This window comes from Paenibacillus sp. Negev47 (assembly GCF_058313655.1).
On record NZ_CM177754.1, the window covers coordinates 556,498 to 572,460 of the forward strand.

Below are 15,963 nucleotides of genomic sequence, written 5' to 3' on the forward strand. Positions count from 1 at the left end.
GATTATTTAGTCCTCATCCTCTTCATCAGACAGGTCATACGTATCCTCATCGACCAATCCACGGATGAAAGCTTCAAAATTTGGCGCAAGATATGTAATTTCATAATCATTTTCCTGATCCACATGAACAACACAGGGTTCACCTTCAGGACCACAGAATCGATAATCCAGCATGACGACATCATGACCTGCGGATGGACAATCACAGATCACAATTCCCAGATCCGGGTATCCCCAATCTTCAATCATGAACCGGCTTCCCAGCTCACCACCGAGCGCGTATATTTTATCGTGTCCAATCCCCATCAGGCTTGAAATGGCAATGTGATCCTCAGCCCAGGAAGTCGCTTCTTGGGTGGGGAAAACCGTGAGTGCGGGGATACCGCCGTTTTGGGTATTCATCAGTTGAATATAGGAAGCGGGCAGCTTGTAGCCCAATTCCTTCTCAATGGACAGAATTTGTTCTTCGTCAAAAGGTTCCGAGACATGATTTTCCTGCGCATAATCGCTTTGTACCCAGAACGTTGCTGGAGCGTAAGTTCCTGATGCGGCTCTTAGATGATTCTGTGTACCACTCTGCTCCAATGCTGCAAGATTCTCTTCATGACGTTGGCGATCCAGCCGCATCTTCTCTGCTCTGGGACGAATCTGGTGAAGGAATTCAAGCGTAGATTCATCATGGGGCAGGAGTTCGTCAGCTCTTTCAAAAGCGAGTAGTGCATGTTCATAGCTTGCTATGTGACAGTATGCGTAACCCAAACGGTATTGCCAGAGTGGATCGTTTGCTCCTCGCTCCTGGACAGACAACAAATGTTGAATAGCTTCACGGTAGCGTGCGTCATTGTTATAGGCTCTGGCAAGTTGGCCGATCAGATTATAATCCCGCTCTGAGGCAGGGATACTTTCAATACGTTCAATAATGAGACTGAATTGGTCCTGCTCATGCCATAAGTTGAGTTGTTCCATCAGTTCTTTTTCCATGAATAGGCCTCACTTCCGTAGGAGGGATGCGAATCTCTTCCAAACTATCTTACAAGGTTAAGAGACAAAAAAACACTCCCGCATGCAGATAGCCATGAAGGCGTTCCATCGAAGGGAGTGTTTTATTTTGTACTTATTTATATCGGAAATACTGAATCTGCAGGGTTTTACAAATCGTCAAATCCGTTATCGTCGCCGACTTTACCGTAGTTACGGGATTTGGCTTCGAAGAAGTCTGTTTTGGTTGCATTCAACGCTTCATCGGAGAATGGTTTAATCCAAGGCATGCAGTTTACGTCCACACCTTCATATGCTTTTTCCATACCCATCAGACGCAGACGTTTGTTGGCGATGTACTTGATGTAATCTTCCAACTCGTTCAGGTCAATGCCGCGTACGTTGCTGAGCGTGTAGTGTGCCCAGTTAGTTTCGAGCTCAACAGCACGATGGATTGTTTTGTATACGTAGTCCATGTTCTCAGGTGTGTTCAATTCAGGGAAGTCTACCAGCAGCTGTTTGTACACTTCAGCGAAGAAGTAACAGTGTTGGTTTTCATCGCGCTGGATATAAGAGATCATCTGGCTGGTTGCCATCATTTTCTGGTCACGGGCCAGATTGTAGAAGAACGCAAACGTACTATAGAAGAAGATGCCTTCGAGTACCAGATCGGCTACCATAGCTTGGAAGAACGTCTGTGGAGATGGCTCGTCCCGGAAAGTTTGGTAGATGTCTGCGATGAAACGGTTACGGTCAAGCAGGACTGGATCATGTTTCCAGTATTCAAAAATTTCCTTTTGCTCCCGATCAGATACGATCGAAGACAGGACGTAGGAGTACGATTGGTTATGAACGACTTCCTGTTGTCCGATAATGGCCGAGATCGCTTCGAGTGAAGAATCGGTAAAGTAACGTTTTACGTCACCGACAAACATCGTCTGCATGGAATCAAGTACCGCGAGCAGAGAGATGTTGACTTTAAACGTACGTTGTTCTTCCTCGTCCAATTGGGCAAACTGGGAAGCATCTTTGGACATTGGAATTTCGTCTGCGATCCAGTGGTTGAGCAGCAATACTTTGTACAATTTGTACATATGAGGCATGCGGATGTCATTCCAGTTCAGGATACCGGAGCATTCACCTTCAATAATACGGGTCGATTGGTTAGGGGCTTCGGTGTTGAAAATTTTCTGTACTTGCATAGTCCGTTCACTCCTTGAATGAATTTACACTGTATAACTACGATGACAGAACAACCTTCCGATCGCTGTTATCCCCTGATTTTTTTGATTTCCTCTTTCAAAGGGAAAAATCCGGTGATAAAGGCGAAGTGTGTGCTTCCGAAATAGCTTTCTTTCAGAAAGCTTTTAGCTTCGCTTCTCCAGCTTTGTTCTGTCCTCTTCGTTATCGTGTAATCATTAATTCTTTTATTTATAATGTGGCATCTATATCAACATCTTGCGATGCTGTGATCGTGTTTTAGGCAAAAAAGAACCAGGGCAACGCCATTTTGCAATCAAAACAGGATGCCCTGGTGGTCATCGTGGATCTAGTCAATCTTCTCTATTACGGACAAAACTTAGCTTGAGCATGAATCACATTCTTCAATGGTTAATGCCCGGCTTCGGACATAATAAGTCGACTTCATGCCGGCTCTCCAGGCATGCAAGTGCAGTTCCAGGAATTCCGTTGCTTTGATATCCGGACGAACATACAGGTTGAAGCTCTGTCCCTGATCGACATGGCGCTGACGGGCAGCAGCCATATTGATGGAAGCATGTTGATCGACCATGAATGCCGTTTTGTAATACCAGATCGTTTTTTCGGACAGATCAGGTGCCGGATTGGCAATCTTGTATGTTGTTTTCTCTTCATAAGATAACAGCTCATAGAGCGGATCAATGCTGGCTGTTGAACCTGCAATGATGGACGTGGAACCGTTAGGCGCAATGGCGAACAACCAGGCATTACGTACACCGTTTTGCCGTACTTCGGCTTGCAGTTCTTTCCATTGTTCAGTTGTTACGAACTCGCCTACGCGCTCACCTGATGTGTATTCGCGTTGGTCGAAGTAGTGACCACTCTCCCAATCGGAACCTTTGAATTTCGGATAATGTCCTTTTTCTTTGGACAGCTCCATGCTGGCTTTCACGAGCAGGTAGTTAATTTTTTCGTACAGATTATCGTTATACGTTACCGCTTCATCGGACTCCCAGCGAATGCCTTCGAGGGCAAGCAGGTGGTGAAGTCCGAACGTTCCCAGACCGACTGCACGATATTGGCTGTTGGTATATTGGGCTTGCAGCACTTCAATATTATTAATGTCGATGACGTTGTCCAGCATACGTACCTGAATTGGTACCAGACGCTCCAGTACATTGTGAGGCACGGCACGTGCCAAGTGAATGGAGTTCAGGTTGCAGACAACGAAGTCGCCAGGCACTTTGGAAATCACGATGCGAGTCTGTCCATCTTTGGTTACGAGTTCTTCCTTTTCTACCACAGTGGCAGATTGGTTCTGCATGATCTCGGTACAAAGGTTGGAAGAGTAGACCATACCGTGTGCACGGTTCGGGTTCGCACGGTTAACGGTATCCCGGTAGAACATGTACGGCGTACCTGTTTCCAGCTGGGATTTCATCACACGTTTCATAATATCAATCGCCTGAACTGTGATACGGGACAATAGCGGGTGGTTGACCGCCTCTTCGTATTTATCACGGAACGCACCTGCGCCAAAGGACTCATCGTAGAAATCTTCCAGTCCGAGTGCACGACCGTTCTCGTCTTTCCAACCCATCACTTTCTTCGTTTCGTGCGGGCAGAACAAGCTCCATTCGCCGCGGCTGGATACCCGTTCCATGAACAAGTCAGGCAGACAGATGCCGTGGAATACGTCATGCGCACGCATCCGCTCATCCCCGTTATTTAGCTTCAGATCGAGGAACGCCAGAATGTCTTTGTGGAAAACATCCAGATATACGGCAATAGCACCTTTACGTGTTCCGAGCTGATCTACGCTGACTGCTGTATTATTTAGTTGGCGAATCCAAGGGATTACACCGGAACTTGTGTTTTTGTGACCACGGATATCCGATCCACGTGCTCTGACTTTGCCAAGGTACACGCCGATGCCGCCGCCCATTTTGCTCAGACGCGCTACATCGGTATTGGAATCGAAGATACCTTCAAGTGAGTCGTCAACGGTATCGATGAAGCAACTGGAGAGTTGTCCAGCCACTTTTTTGCCTGCATTGGACATCGTAGGTGTAGCTGCTGTCATATACATGTTGCTCATCGCCCAGTAAGCTTCCTTGACGAGATCCATACGTTTCTCAGCAGGCTCCTGATGCATCAGATACATGGCAATAACCATGTAACGCTCTTGTGGCAACTCCATTACTTTTCCGTCAAAATCGTGAGCGAGGTAACGTTCTGCCAGTGTGAGCAAGCCGATGTAATCGAAGAGCAGATCGTTGCGGTAGTCAATGCACTCAGCAAGTTCGTCGATCTGTTCTTTGGTGTAACATTCCAGCAATTCTTCGCGGTAGATCCCTTTCTTCACGAGATCTACAAGAAGAGGATGGAATGCCCCATAAGGCTCGTCCGGGTAAGACTTGTATCTGCGGTTGGTAGCCGCTTTTTTGTACAGGGAAGTGAGCAGGGATCTTGCCGCTGCAAATTTCCAGTTGGGCTCCTCTTTGGTTACCAGTTCCAGTGCGCTCATCATAAAAGCGTTGCTGATCTCGTCACCGGTAACTTCATCACGGCGGAGCTTGCTGTTTACCCCACGTACCAGACGTTCCTTGTCCAGCATATCCAGTCCTTCCAGAATACGGTCGGCATATACCGAGATGCGCATATCATCAAAGGCAAGCTGGCGATTGTTCGGCTTGGTCACAACTTGTGGCATGAATATTCCTCGCTTTCGCATGTTTAAGAGATAAATTGGAGAAATTCTTTATATAAAGAATTGAGTGTCTTCTTACGGTGAGAAAAAGATACAGGTTGCGTATTGCGGACTGAAACGGCGGTGACAGGTCATGTCTTAAATCGCTCAACTTGAGGAGCACAAAGCAGCACAACGCAGAACATGCTCATATAAAAAGCATTCTCCCGCCTCGCGGCTGAAAATGCCCATGGATGCTCTGGCTTCCTCACTGTCTTAGTGTTCAGGATATCGACAGAAAAGGGTGCTTATGTAAGCTTTTGTCTATTGCAGATGTACCTGTGGTTTTGAGGATACCGGATGCAGTCCAAACAGCCCCGTTAACCTCCATGTCAACTCTGTTTCGAGAAAGCGATTTACACCTACAGGGACGTGCCTTTGAAGGTGATTTCATCCTGTTTTTCACGAGATTGCAGAAGGTGACTAATAGAAGCGGAGAAATCTAGTGTTACTACATTTTGTAGCTGTCAACATACTGTAACCCAACATATTGTGTTTGTAAAGTGGGCCGATACAGTAAAACGTAATTCCGAGTATACCATTTAAGCCGGGAATCCGCAAAGGAAAAGGACTGGAAGATTTGAAGATTTATCAAAAAAAATTTTTGGGCAATTCCAATGACGTCTTCACGTCAGTTTGAATTATGACGTATTGAACTGGTAGAATAAAAATAGTCAAAAATCGACTAAAAAATAAGCGGCAGCGGTTGTTCACGGGGCCCAGAGGAGGCGGAGCACAATGGCAATAGCAGAAGTGACTGTCATTCCAATTGGAACAGCAACGACCAGTCTGAGCAGTTATGTGGCAGACATGCAGAAGGTATTGGAACATCAACGGGGTATTACATATCAGTTAACTTCCATGAGCACTATTATTGAGGGTCCGCTTCACGAGATTTTTACAGCAATTGCGGCTCTGCATGAAGCGCCGTTTCTGTCAGGAGCTCAGCGTGTCTCCACATCCGTCAAGATCGACGACCGTCGTGATAGACCAGATGCCTCAAGCGTACAGAAGTTACAATCGGTTCAGGACAAACTGACATCGCTCCAGGCGCATCCGAATTAACAGAATTGATCTACACAAGAGAAGGGAATTATTCACATATTAGAAAAGTAACTGTACTTTTTGGAGAATAATAACAAACAATCCTCGCTGAAATTCTTCCAACGAGGATTGTTTTGGTTTAAGTAAATTATTGGATCAAGCCAGCCTTTTTTAGGTCCCCACGATTCAGAACTAGAGAACCCTGTAGTTTTTTGTAGCGAATTGTTTTACCCGATGGATCTGCCACAACCTTTTCCTCGTTTTCCTTAAGACCATTGGCGTTAACACTAAGGATGGTTTTTAGATTTTTTGAGACGTTATAAACATCCGCCGAATCACCTTTTAGAGCAACTTGATATCCATTAGATGCGGATAAATCAATCAGGCTAATCCAATCTGCTTGAGATTGACTCTTTGCAGAAAACTCAATGGAACGGGACGCACTTTTGTAATTAACTTCATAGCCAAGAATCTTTGCAGCTTCACGAAGTTGTAGATACGTATTTCCCCTATAAAGCAATTGATCTGACGTGACAGTTTTGGACTGGCCGTTAACAATAACTTTAAAGTTTGCCAAAGTTGCTTGAACTTTTTGTGAGGTAGCAGCTACAGCCATTGAAGAAGAACCAACCAACAACCCAATGGATAAAGCAACAATAACCTTTTTCATTTTCACCTAGATCATCAACTCCTATGTAAATGTGTTGTACCTGAGAATAATACCCTAATTAGAAAGCTTTGACACGGGTGGAAACTATTATTTTTTTGCTTCTTACGAATCAAAAAACTTTACTGAACCACAGTTAATTTGAACTATTAATATGGAATTACAAAGGATATATAAATAAATATATTTTTTTACTTATGGATCTCGATTATTAATAGGGATTAAGGAATAATAGCGAAGACACGCTTCACGAGATTTTTACAGCAATTGCGGCTCTGCATGAAGCGCCGTTTCTGTCAGGAGCTCAGGGTGTCTCCACATCCGTCAAGATCGACGACCGTCGTGATAGACCAGATGCCTCAAGCGTACAGAAGTTACAATCGGTTCAGGACAAACTGACATCGCTCCAGGCGCAACCGAATTAATGGTTTAGTGTAAACATCCATATATTCGGTTATTGAGTATTTTATAAGTCATCAATCAAAGCTTAGATTGTGTATATGTGTAGTTAACGTGAATTTCTGACATTTATAAACTGAAAGACAAAAAGACCAGCTTAGCGTTCATAAGCTGGTCCTTTTTGTACACACACTTATCATCAATTAATCTACAGCTACCAACGAGGCGCCAATCAACGTGGCGTTGGTGTAACCGCCACCGACATTTTCGAAAGAGAAGTTGGCAATTGGTGCACCGGTAACCGTAGCGTAATCACCGTCAAGCAGATCTCCGGTCGTTGCAGGATATATCGCTATAATATCGTTCCCGTTCTCATCCATCACATGAACAACTGAGAAGGTCGATCCGAGAGAGCTATCTTCTTCAACGGAGATGACCTCTCCATTGATTTGTACGAACGTATCATAATAGTTGGCCACATTTTTATTTAAATGTCGGGTCGTTACATTGGAGTCAACGAGGCCCTGTGCTTTTTTGCGAAGTTCTGCCGTATTGGCAGGAAATACATCGCTGTGCTTGCCAAAGAAATCGTAAGAGGCTTGCTCCATGAAGGCTGTATTTTCCGTAATGAACGGAGTTAACTCATTAAAGAAATCGGCAGCTGATGCATCGGCAGATGAATGTTCAGTAGCTGCAGCTTGAGTTGTTTGCTCTAGAGGAGCAGTAATGCTCAGGGAATTAAGGATATCGTTGATCTCGTCTTGATTATAAGTATCTTTGGCATAGGTTAACGTCATGCTATAGAGTTCAGTATTGGTCGGGATCAGATACTGGACAAGAACAACATCTGTACCCGAGGAGTGTTTATATGACCCTTCCAAGACACCGGCGTTATATTCTTTATAAGGTTTGTTTGTGTAACTGGTTTTTTTATAATCGGAGATACCGATATTTTCACCGCTTTGTGCGTAATAGTCAACCACACTATTAGCGAACTCTTCAGGATTGATTGAACCTGTAGGGCTGGCCTCAATCGTCAGGTTAATATTATCTGCAAATGTTGCTGATGAGGATTGATCTGAAAAGGCAGCTTTAAGTGCTGGAACGTTCATTTGACTGGTATCTACACTTTTCCAGGATTCTGGATATGCAAATGAAAATCCTTCTCCACTATATGTAGTGTATGTAGTCGTTGTAGCTTCAGCTGATACAGTCTCTGTTGTATTGGTTGCTTCCGAAGTTGAGGTGTCTACTGTTTTGTTTGTTTCTGAATTTCCACAAGCACTGAGCAATGCCGCTAGGGCCAAAATCGTAATAAGTTTCTTCATTATGTCTAATTTCTCCTAATGTGCTTCCCATCGGTTGGGATTTTTTCTAAGGTCATCATTTCGTTTGGGATAATCAAGTTTAGGGGTTCGTGATTGCTCCCTAATAAAATTAAAAAACTGCCTGGTTTCATTCTTGAGCTGATCCGGGGCATGAAGATACTCTCTGAAGAAGGCTCCATGTACAGGATGTTGTAAATCAATATGAATGTGTTCATCCCGATCTGGGGAGACATCAGAAAAAGGATTTTGGGTAAGACCGATAAGGTAATCAGCAGTTGTTCCCAAAACATTCACTAGGCGAACCAAAGCATCCGGGTCAGGTTTCCTGTGATTGGTTTCATACCGGGACAATTGGACTACAGTAAGATCGGTTAATAGTGATAATTCTTTTTGTGATAACCCCTTTAATTCCCGTAAGTACTTCATGCGTTCACCAAGAGTGGGCATAGTAACTCCTTTCTACTTTATTAGTAAAATAATAACATTAATAAAGATTTCAGTATTCATAATTACCAAAAAGGTAATTTGTCTGAATTTAACACGCATGATTCTAATAATATACCGTATTGGTATCGTTATTGAGCAATAGTACACTCATTTTACATATATAACTGTGAGATTTTTTATGACTTTAACATATTTGAACATAGCGGACAGACTTAAGAACTAATCCTGTAAATATGCGCAATGCGAGAATAATCTGTGGAAAAAGAATAGCCCATTTTCGAGCTGAGCCCGGTCCCATATGGGATTGATGCATATAGTGAACTGTACCTCAAATCAAAGGAGGGGTTTACATGAGTGGAGTAGTAGGTGGATACGGCGGCGCATGGACATCGACTGGCGCGATTCTGGTTCTTTTCATCTTGTTGGTCATCATCTCTAAAGCATTCCTGATCTAATAAACCGTTTGGACCCTAATATATCGGTAAAGGAGGGTTCTGTATGAGTGAAGTAGTTGGAGGCGCAGGATACGGCGGCTGGACATCGACTGGAGCAATCCTGGTTCTGTTCATTCTGCTCGTAATTATCACTAAATCTTTCTGGGTATAATATGGCGAGCTCTGCCGGGCAACCGGTAGGGTTTTTTTGGTTATGGACAAGCATGGGGGGGAGAGCCACGGTGATATAGACTGCGGAAGACGGAGGATGCGGCGATAATGGGGAAGCTCGTCCAATGGCTAAACGCCCATTTTATCAAAATGAGGGCCATAGCCCGGTCCAGAGGTAGGCAGAATACATAGCTTAGGGGTGTAGGCAAATGTTAAGGAGGAATGAACAATGAGCGAAGTAAAACCAAACTCACCGAACGGACATGGGCATGTATACGGACATATGGGAGGTAATGAACACATGTATGGATATCAATACACAGGTCACACTATGCACGGTTATGGTTGCGGTACAATGCCGATGGGCTACGGTTACGGACATCAGCCTAATCAGGCTCCAATGATGCATGGTTATAGCCAGGGTTGTGGAGTATCCTATGGTCATGGTGGCTCAAGCTGGGGTTCGATGGGTACGATCCTCGTACTGTTCATCTTGCTGGTGATTATCTCCAAAACAATGTTCATCTAATTAGTTGTGAGTCAAGAAAGCTTTGCTGAATGTGGAGCGTTACAATGGGGCTGGTTCAAAAAGCTCTAAACCTTGAGATTAATGAAAGGCGTAACGCTCTTATAATCAGATTGGGACAGCGTAGGAATTCATCCTGCGGTGTCCCTTTTTTTATTTTTTATAAGTGATGGAAGGGTATGTAGACATAGATAAACACCCGGAACCCAATTCCGGGTGCTTTGTGTATGTTTTCAATCTTCTCAAGAATAAGTGATATCCAAAACAACAAAAGCCCTACCTCTCTTTTGTCCTTGCGGCTCCGATGACCGCGCCAGTGTGAATGGGAACATCTTGTGAAACTCTGTAATACCGGGTTATTGTGATTCAGGTTCTTCAATCTTCATAGGTTGATTGTACTTAATTCGCTGCGGTCGCAGCATGAAGAAAATATTCCGGGGTTTAAGAAGACAGAAATCATATGAGGTTGTTTAATACAACTTTTATATTATACCACAGGCTGTAATTATTTGCAATAAAAAGGAAAGGCGTAAGCGGAACAACATGTTCATGGGCTTTCAGGCGAGGCAATGAAGCGTTCCAGGTCTGGCGGCCTTTTTGTTTTTTCAGAGTACCACCAAGTTACTGCGGAATGGGGCGGTTTTTTAAACGATTCGATAGGTAGAGCTTCAGCATCTGATCAGGGGATTTTATTAATTTTTTTAGTCGGAGTAACCGATAAACAAATAGAAGGTAATACCCTTAATCTCCCCGTGTCTTAAGGGAGAACGGGTTGCACATAGAGAGTGAGGGGTTCAGTTGGAAGTATACCGTTCATTTATCTTTCGCCTGATACGCAATTATCTGATCGGTTCGCTGGCAGCTGTTTTTGTTGTCGGTACAGTGGCTATGGTATCTACCTTACAGATACCCAATATTCAATTTTTCCGACTCATTGTCATTGTGTTGATATCGATCCTGTTCATGCTGGTCGCAGAATTGATTACGCTGTGGGTACAGTTGGGCCCTATAAGGCAATTTTTTGCTTCAGAGCATCATGAAAAAGATGACTTGAATCGCATGTATGAGAGTATTCATCGTTTTCCGGGACAGACCATATATCGGATTATGGGTCCGCACATGCTTGGTTTTTCACTTCCGGCAGCTGGATTAACAATTTGGATGATATCCACAGGGTGGCTTGAGTTCCCTTACGGGTATATTGTGGTGGCCGCAGCGTGCGCCTTTCTGATTGCCATCATGCATGCGCTGATTGAGTATTACCTAACGGTACGGGCGATTAGACCCCTGTTGCTTGAAATTCGTCATCGAGGCAAAACCCAATATGGGATGGAACCCTCACTGGGAGGGCGCATCCTGGTATCGATCCAGCGTAAATTTCAGCTAAGTACGGCACTGATCGGCTTATTTCCTCTGTTTTTATTTTTCTTGGCTACATATATTCGGCTTCAGTATATGGACAAAGAATTTGCGAAAGAGTACATTCTGTGGGGAATTCTCATCGTTGTTCTGGGCGCAGGGTTTGCGCTGGTGGGAAGCTGGCTGTTGATTCGTGATGTTCGTGATCCAGTTGCTGAGCTGACGCATGAAATGAACCGCATTCAGGGGGGAGATCTTGGCAGAAGAGCTCCGGATTTGTATGCGGATGAATTCTCTGCACTGATCTCCGGTTTCAATATGATGATTAATCGGCTTGAGATGAGACAGGAACGTAATCGGCAGCTACTGCAAAGTTATTTTTCTACGCTGGCGGCAGCATTGGACGCCCGAGATAAATACACGGCAGGGCATTCCATGCGTGTAGCAGAGTATTCGCTGATGATCGGCAAGTTGAGCGGAATGAATGAAGAACAGGCGGATTTATTGTACAAATCAGCCCTGCTCCATGATATTGGGAAAATTGGCATACCTGATGAGGTGTTGTTGAAGGATGGGAAGCTAAGCGATGAAGAATTCGCGATCATTCGTACACATCCCGTGCAGGGAGAAAGTATTTTGTTACAAATAGAACCCATTGATGCCATGGCGGACTTCTTGCCAGGAGTAAGATCTCACCATGAGAGATATGATGGCAAAGGATACCCGGATGGGATGGCTGGCGATGATATTCCGCTTTTTGGCCGCATCATTGCGGTGGCGGATGCCTTTGATGCCATGACGTCTGATCGACCATACCGGAATGGGATGAGTCACGAGAAAGCGCTAACGATTTTGGAAGAAGGAAAAGGGACCCAATGGGATCCCTATTTTGCAGGCTTATTTATTGATGAATGGAGACGACAACAGCATCTGCAGAAATCGTCGAAGTGAGGGATCAGCTGATCCCCTCGGTCCACTTCGATTCTTTTCTGCGTCTCCGATATAGAGCCAGTCCGGTTACAATAGTAAGAACGCATTCGCCAAGTATGACTGCACCCAGCGCGTCATAGATCACATGTTGTTTGATCATTAGCGTGGATACTATTATGGTTGCTGCACCGGCAACTACCAACAGCTTGATGGGTTTGCGGATGCTTGGAACCGAGAGAACAGCACGCATCACGAGATATGAGTGCAGGGAATGAATACTTGGAAAACAATTATAAGGACGATCCTGACTGTAGAGCCAACCAAGAACAGATGCCCCCAACCCTGTACCTGTTAATTCCGGGCGCGGTACCATGGTCTGAAAATTGAAGTAGATCAGATAACAGATCCAGACACAGATATTCATGGATAACAAGACGCGGTAATACGTCAGTCGATCCTTAGCACACAGGTAAGCGAGCACACCGAATACAAACGGGTACCAGCCCAAATATGGAATGGACATGGCAGGTACGTAGGGGATGATCCGATCAAGTGACGAATCAAGTATAACGAACCCGCGTTCCGGACTATTAAGAATATCATAGAACATCCCCATAACGGCCAAGGACAGCATCAGACTCAATGACAGCCAATAGGATTTATTTTTTAACAATTGCACAACACCTTTTCTCCTTTCATCCATGTTCCGACGAACATGACCCTAGCAATTAAATTGTTCAAAATTTAAACAACAATATATTTTACTACGTCCAGCACACAAATTGAATCCTGATTTGTGTATTTTTGTGTATTTTTTTGACGAAGAAGGAATGCCGAAGTTTCAATGGGCATGATATGATAGAAACCATACGGACGAAGGTAATTGGCCAGTAAAGTCGGACAACAGGAGTGGTTGAATGCAATTTTCAAAAATGTTCGTATTGAATATGGGAATGCTTATAACGATAGCCTATCTTGCTAGTGTGTTCTATAAATATATCGTAATACGTACCTCGTCCCGAGTGAAACAGATCAGTTCAGTGCTTGTCCTTATTTTTGCAGGCTGGATCAGCACAGTTTTTGGCTTTCAACTCACCGATGAAGTGGTCTTTGATCTTCGTTATGTCCCTTTAATTGTTGCCGTTCTGACGTATAGACAACCTTATAGCGTGATCCTCGTGGGTGTTGGAATTGGGTTGTCCAGGCTGACTTTTGGCATCACGGATGCTACATTGGCGGCAGTGCTCAACATGTCTTTGCTGGGCGTGATCTGTGCTGGTCTAAATATATGGATGAGGCGCAGCAATTATAGACTAATTATTAAAGGAATACTCGTTACAGTTATCGTCAATGTGGTCAATAGTGTAAATATTGCTATCTTTGGTGTGATCCCGGCTACATATTTCTTTTCACATATTATGCCTTATACACTCCCTACAGGCATTGTATTGAGTCTTATTTTTGCATTTATTCTACGTGATTTTCAGAATGAACAGAATCGAATATTGTTGATACAGAGCACAAACCGACTATTATCTGTGCAGAAGGAAGAATTGCAGAAAGCTCAGATTGTGCTGGAGGATCGAGCGAAACAATTGATGATTGCCTCACAGTACAAATCGGAATTTCTCGCCAATATGTCACATGAGTTGCGTACGCCACTGAATAGCGTCATTAACTTTGCCCAGATGATCAGTGAGAACGCTGATACGATGGATCAGGAGGATATTGTACGTTTTGCCAATATGATCGACCACTCCGGGCAGGAACTGCTTACGCTCATTAACGATATTCTGGATCTATCCAAAGTAGAAGCGGGGCGACTGGATATTGCACTCGAGGATATCAGTGTGGCACAACTTACAGAAGATGCCATGAACCATTTTCAGCTCCTTGCTGAGAAAAAGGGAATTCAGTTGGTTCTGGACAAAAAACAAGGACTACCCGAGATGCTCTGGTCTGATCCCCAGCGGGTTCAGCAGATTTTACGGAATTTGATGTCCAATGCCATTAAGTTTACTCACCGGGGAAAGGTCACGCTGACCGTAAGCACCAAACAGATCAAAAATGCAGGCATTCAGAGTCGATGGCTCGTTTTCTCCGTTCAGGATACAGGTATTGGTATTCCCGAGGACAAGCATCATTCTATATTTGAAGCCTTTCAGCAGGCAGACGGATCGATTAGCCGCAAGTTTGGTGGAACCGGACTTGGTCTCTCGATCAGTCGGGATCTGGCCAGATTACTGGGAGGATCGATTGAACTTGAGAGCGCTGAAGGCAAGGGAAGCACCTTCCATCTCTATCTTCCATTGAACCGTGAAAAAATGAGTTGACAACCTTCGTGCCGCGAGTAGAATTTGGGGTGACAACTAGCATCGACCGGCTTTCGAAACCCGGTCTAAGGAGTGTATCCCCATACAGAAGACGGTCAACGTTAACCCTCCCCCGTTAGCAAGCAAACCACGGCGCAAGGGTTCGACACAACGCACTAACTTATCGATTGCAACATGGGAGGGTGTACCGGCAATTATTTTACAGACATTGCTGGGAGGCCCGTTCTTAACCGGGTTTCTGTTGTACCTTGGGGCCGGGTCGAGACATATTGGCTTTGTGCTCGCGATTACCACATTCGTGAACATTGCGCAGATCGGAGCAGCTTACTGGATGCAGCGCATTCGGAGCCGTAAACGCATGCTGCTGCTGTTCGTGGGCACACATCGTATCTTGTGGAGTGCAACGGGACTGATCCCGTTCATTTTCCCCAAAGAGTGGTGGGTAAGCGTATATATTGGTGTATATACGATTGCTTTTATATCGAATACCATCGGCGGCATGATCTGGACTTCACTCATTGGCGACATCGTACCTGCCAAGGTGAGAGGGCGTTATTTTGGAATTCGAAATACGATTCTGAATGCACTTGGAAGCGTATGCTTATTCGCAGGCGGCATTATTTTGGACCGTTACCCCGGAGAAATGGGTTTCCTAATCCTGTTTATTCCCGTATGGATCTGTGCCATTGCCAACACAGTCATCTATTTCTTCTATCCGGACGTGCCTTTTGAACGTTCTACCGAAAAGGTTTTCTGGCGTATGTTTATCAAGCCGTTTCAGGATCGTTCTTTCCTGAAAGCCACGCTGTTCCTGGCTGCCTGGTTATTGATCCAGACCTTGATTGTTCCCCTCTATTCCTATGTGATGCTGGATCTGCTGAACATCAATTACCAGACCGTATCCCTGATCACGGTAGTCCAGACGCTGGTCATGATGGCCGGGTTCTATGTCTGGGGCAATCTGAATGCCAGATTCAGTAACAAAACCCTGTTGTTTTGGACATTGCCCGTCATCGCACTTTCCTGTCTATCGTGGGGGTTAATGTCGTTCATGCCCGTGTTGATTGCGCTCTTTCTATCTCATATCTTCCTTGGGATCGGTGTGGGTGGATTCAATCAGCTGGCATTTAACTTTACGATCGGAGACACACCCAAAAGTGAAAGACCGATGTTTGTCGCCGTCTATTCGGCGCTAACCGGAGTAACCTCTTTTCTTGGGCCGCTGATGGGTGGCTGGTTGTATGAAAAGATGGAAACCTGGTCCGATGCACTGTCCTGGATCTCTGCCTACGGATTTCAGGTGGGAGTTGGTGTAGTGATGCTGATCCTTACATTTACCCTTGGACGTCGTGTACTGTTAAGATAGATATTGAATCGGTTGACTTCAAAAAAGGTAGC

At 44.7% G+C, this 15,963-nt stretch carries 14 protein-coding genes and 1 pseudogene; 8 read left to right on the plus strand and 7 right to left on the minus strand.

Translation table 11 applies throughout. The annotated features are described in order from the left end of the window. Positions 1–6: 6 nt before the first annotated feature. The 3 genes from AC4G47_RS02665 to AC4G47_RS02675 all read right to left on the minus strand — a co-directional run bounded on the left by AC4G47_RS02665 (position 7) and on the right by AC4G47_RS02675 (position 4,891). Positions 7–981: an SMI1/KNR4 family protein gene (locus tag AC4G47_RS02665; protein WP_458125127.1), complete on the minus strand. Its 975-nt coding sequence runs from the start codon at positions 979–981 to the stop codon at positions 7–9. A gap of 167 nt (positions 982–1,148) precedes the next feature. Then, positions 1,149–2,180: a ribonucleotide-diphosphate reductase subunit beta gene (locus AC4G47_RS02670; protein WP_458125128.1), complete on the minus strand. Its 1,032-nt coding sequence runs from the start codon at positions 2,178–2,180 to the stop codon at positions 1,149–1,151. 377 nt (positions 2,181–2,557) lie between these two features. Further along, positions 2,558–4,891: a ribonucleoside-diphosphate reductase subunit alpha gene (locus AC4G47_RS02675; protein WP_458125129.1), complete on the minus strand. Its 2,334-nt coding sequence runs from the start codon at positions 4,889–4,891 to the stop codon at positions 2,558–2,560. Between the two features lie 774 nt (positions 4,892–5,665). On the opposite strand from AC4G47_RS02675, the gene AC4G47_RS02680 reads away from it, so the two are divergent. After that, entirely contained in the window at positions 5,666–5,992 is a 327-nt protein-coding gene (locus tag AC4G47_RS02680; RefSeq protein ID WP_458125130.1) for an MTH1187 family thiamine-binding protein, read from the plus strand. Positions 5,993–6,119: 127 nt separating this feature from the next. Here AC4G47_RS02680 and AC4G47_RS02685 read toward each other — a convergent pair whose 3' ends face one another. Then, complete coding sequence (locus tag AC4G47_RS02685) at positions 6,120–6,641, minus strand: stalk domain-containing protein (protein WP_491106628.1); 522 nt, start codon at positions 6,639–6,641, stop codon at positions 6,120–6,122. Positions 6,642–6,889: 248 nt separating this feature from the next. Between AC4G47_RS02685 and AC4G47_RS02690 the strand changes: the two are divergent. Further along, positions 6,890–7,063, plus strand: a pseudogene (locus tag AC4G47_RS02690) (thiamine-binding protein); the annotation flags it as partial. A 177-nt stretch (positions 7,064–7,240) separates the two neighbouring features. On the opposite strand, the gene AC4G47_RS02695 reads toward AC4G47_RS02690, so the two are convergent. After that, on the minus strand, positions 7,241–8,365 hold the full coding sequence (locus AC4G47_RS02695; RefSeq protein ID WP_491104650.1) for a hypothetical protein: 1,125 nt from the start codon (positions 8,363–8,365) through the stop codon (positions 7,241–7,243). Positions 8,366–8,380: 15 nt separating this feature from the next. Continuing rightward, positions 8,381–8,812 carry a helix-turn-helix domain-containing protein gene (locus AC4G47_RS02700; protein WP_491104651.1) on the minus strand — a complete coding sequence of 144 codons (432 nt, stop codon included), beginning with the start codon at positions 8,810–8,812 and terminating at the stop codon, positions 8,381–8,383. 350 nt (positions 8,813–9,162) lie between these two features. Here AC4G47_RS02700 and AC4G47_RS02705 point away from each other — a divergent pair, with 350 nt between their 5' ends. From AC4G47_RS02705 to AC4G47_RS02720, 4 genes are all read left to right on the plus strand, one after another. After that, a complete protein-coding gene (locus AC4G47_RS02705; protein ID WP_017690880.1) occupies positions 9,163–9,267 on the plus strand; it encodes a hypothetical protein in 105 nt (34 codons plus the stop codon). A gap of 43 nt (positions 9,268–9,310) precedes the next feature. Next, positions 9,311–9,418 (plus strand): YjcZ family sporulation protein, encoded by a 108-nt coding sequence (locus tag AC4G47_RS02710; protein ID WP_221825910.1) that lies wholly within the window; start codon positions 9,311–9,313, stop codon positions 9,416–9,418. A gap of 228 nt (positions 9,419–9,646) precedes the next feature. After that, positions 9,647–9,946, plus strand: coding sequence for a hypothetical protein (locus tag AC4G47_RS02715; protein ID WP_491104652.1), 300 nt, complete (start codon positions 9,647–9,649; stop codon positions 9,944–9,946). Positions 9,947–10,741: 795 nt separating this feature from the next. Next, positions 10,742–12,253, plus strand: coding sequence for an HD domain-containing phosphohydrolase (locus tag AC4G47_RS02720; protein WP_491104653.1), 1,512 nt, complete (start codon positions 10,742–10,744; stop codon positions 12,251–12,253). 4 nt (positions 12,254–12,257) lie between these two features. On the opposite strand, the gene AC4G47_RS02725 is transcribed toward AC4G47_RS02720, so the two are convergent. Then, a complete protein-coding gene (locus tag AC4G47_RS02725) occupies positions 12,258–12,911 on the minus strand; it encodes a phosphatase PAP2 family protein (protein ID WP_458125133.1) in 654 nt (217 codons plus the stop codon). Positions 12,912–13,149: 238 nt separating this feature from the next. Here AC4G47_RS02725 and AC4G47_RS02730 point away from each other — a divergent pair, with 238 nt between their 5' ends. Together AC4G47_RS02730 and AC4G47_RS02735 are read left to right on the plus strand one after the other, a co-directional pair. Further along, on the plus strand, positions 13,150–14,565 hold the full coding sequence (locus AC4G47_RS02730) for a sensor histidine kinase (RefSeq protein WP_491104654.1): 1,416 nt from the start codon (positions 13,150–13,152) through the stop codon (positions 14,563–14,565). A gap of 208 nt (positions 14,566–14,773) precedes the next feature. Then, positions 14,774–15,931, plus strand: coding sequence for an MFS transporter (locus AC4G47_RS02735; protein ID WP_458125135.1), 1,158 nt, complete (start codon positions 14,774–14,776; stop codon positions 15,929–15,931). The last annotated feature ends 32 nt before the right edge of the window (positions 15,932–15,963 follow it).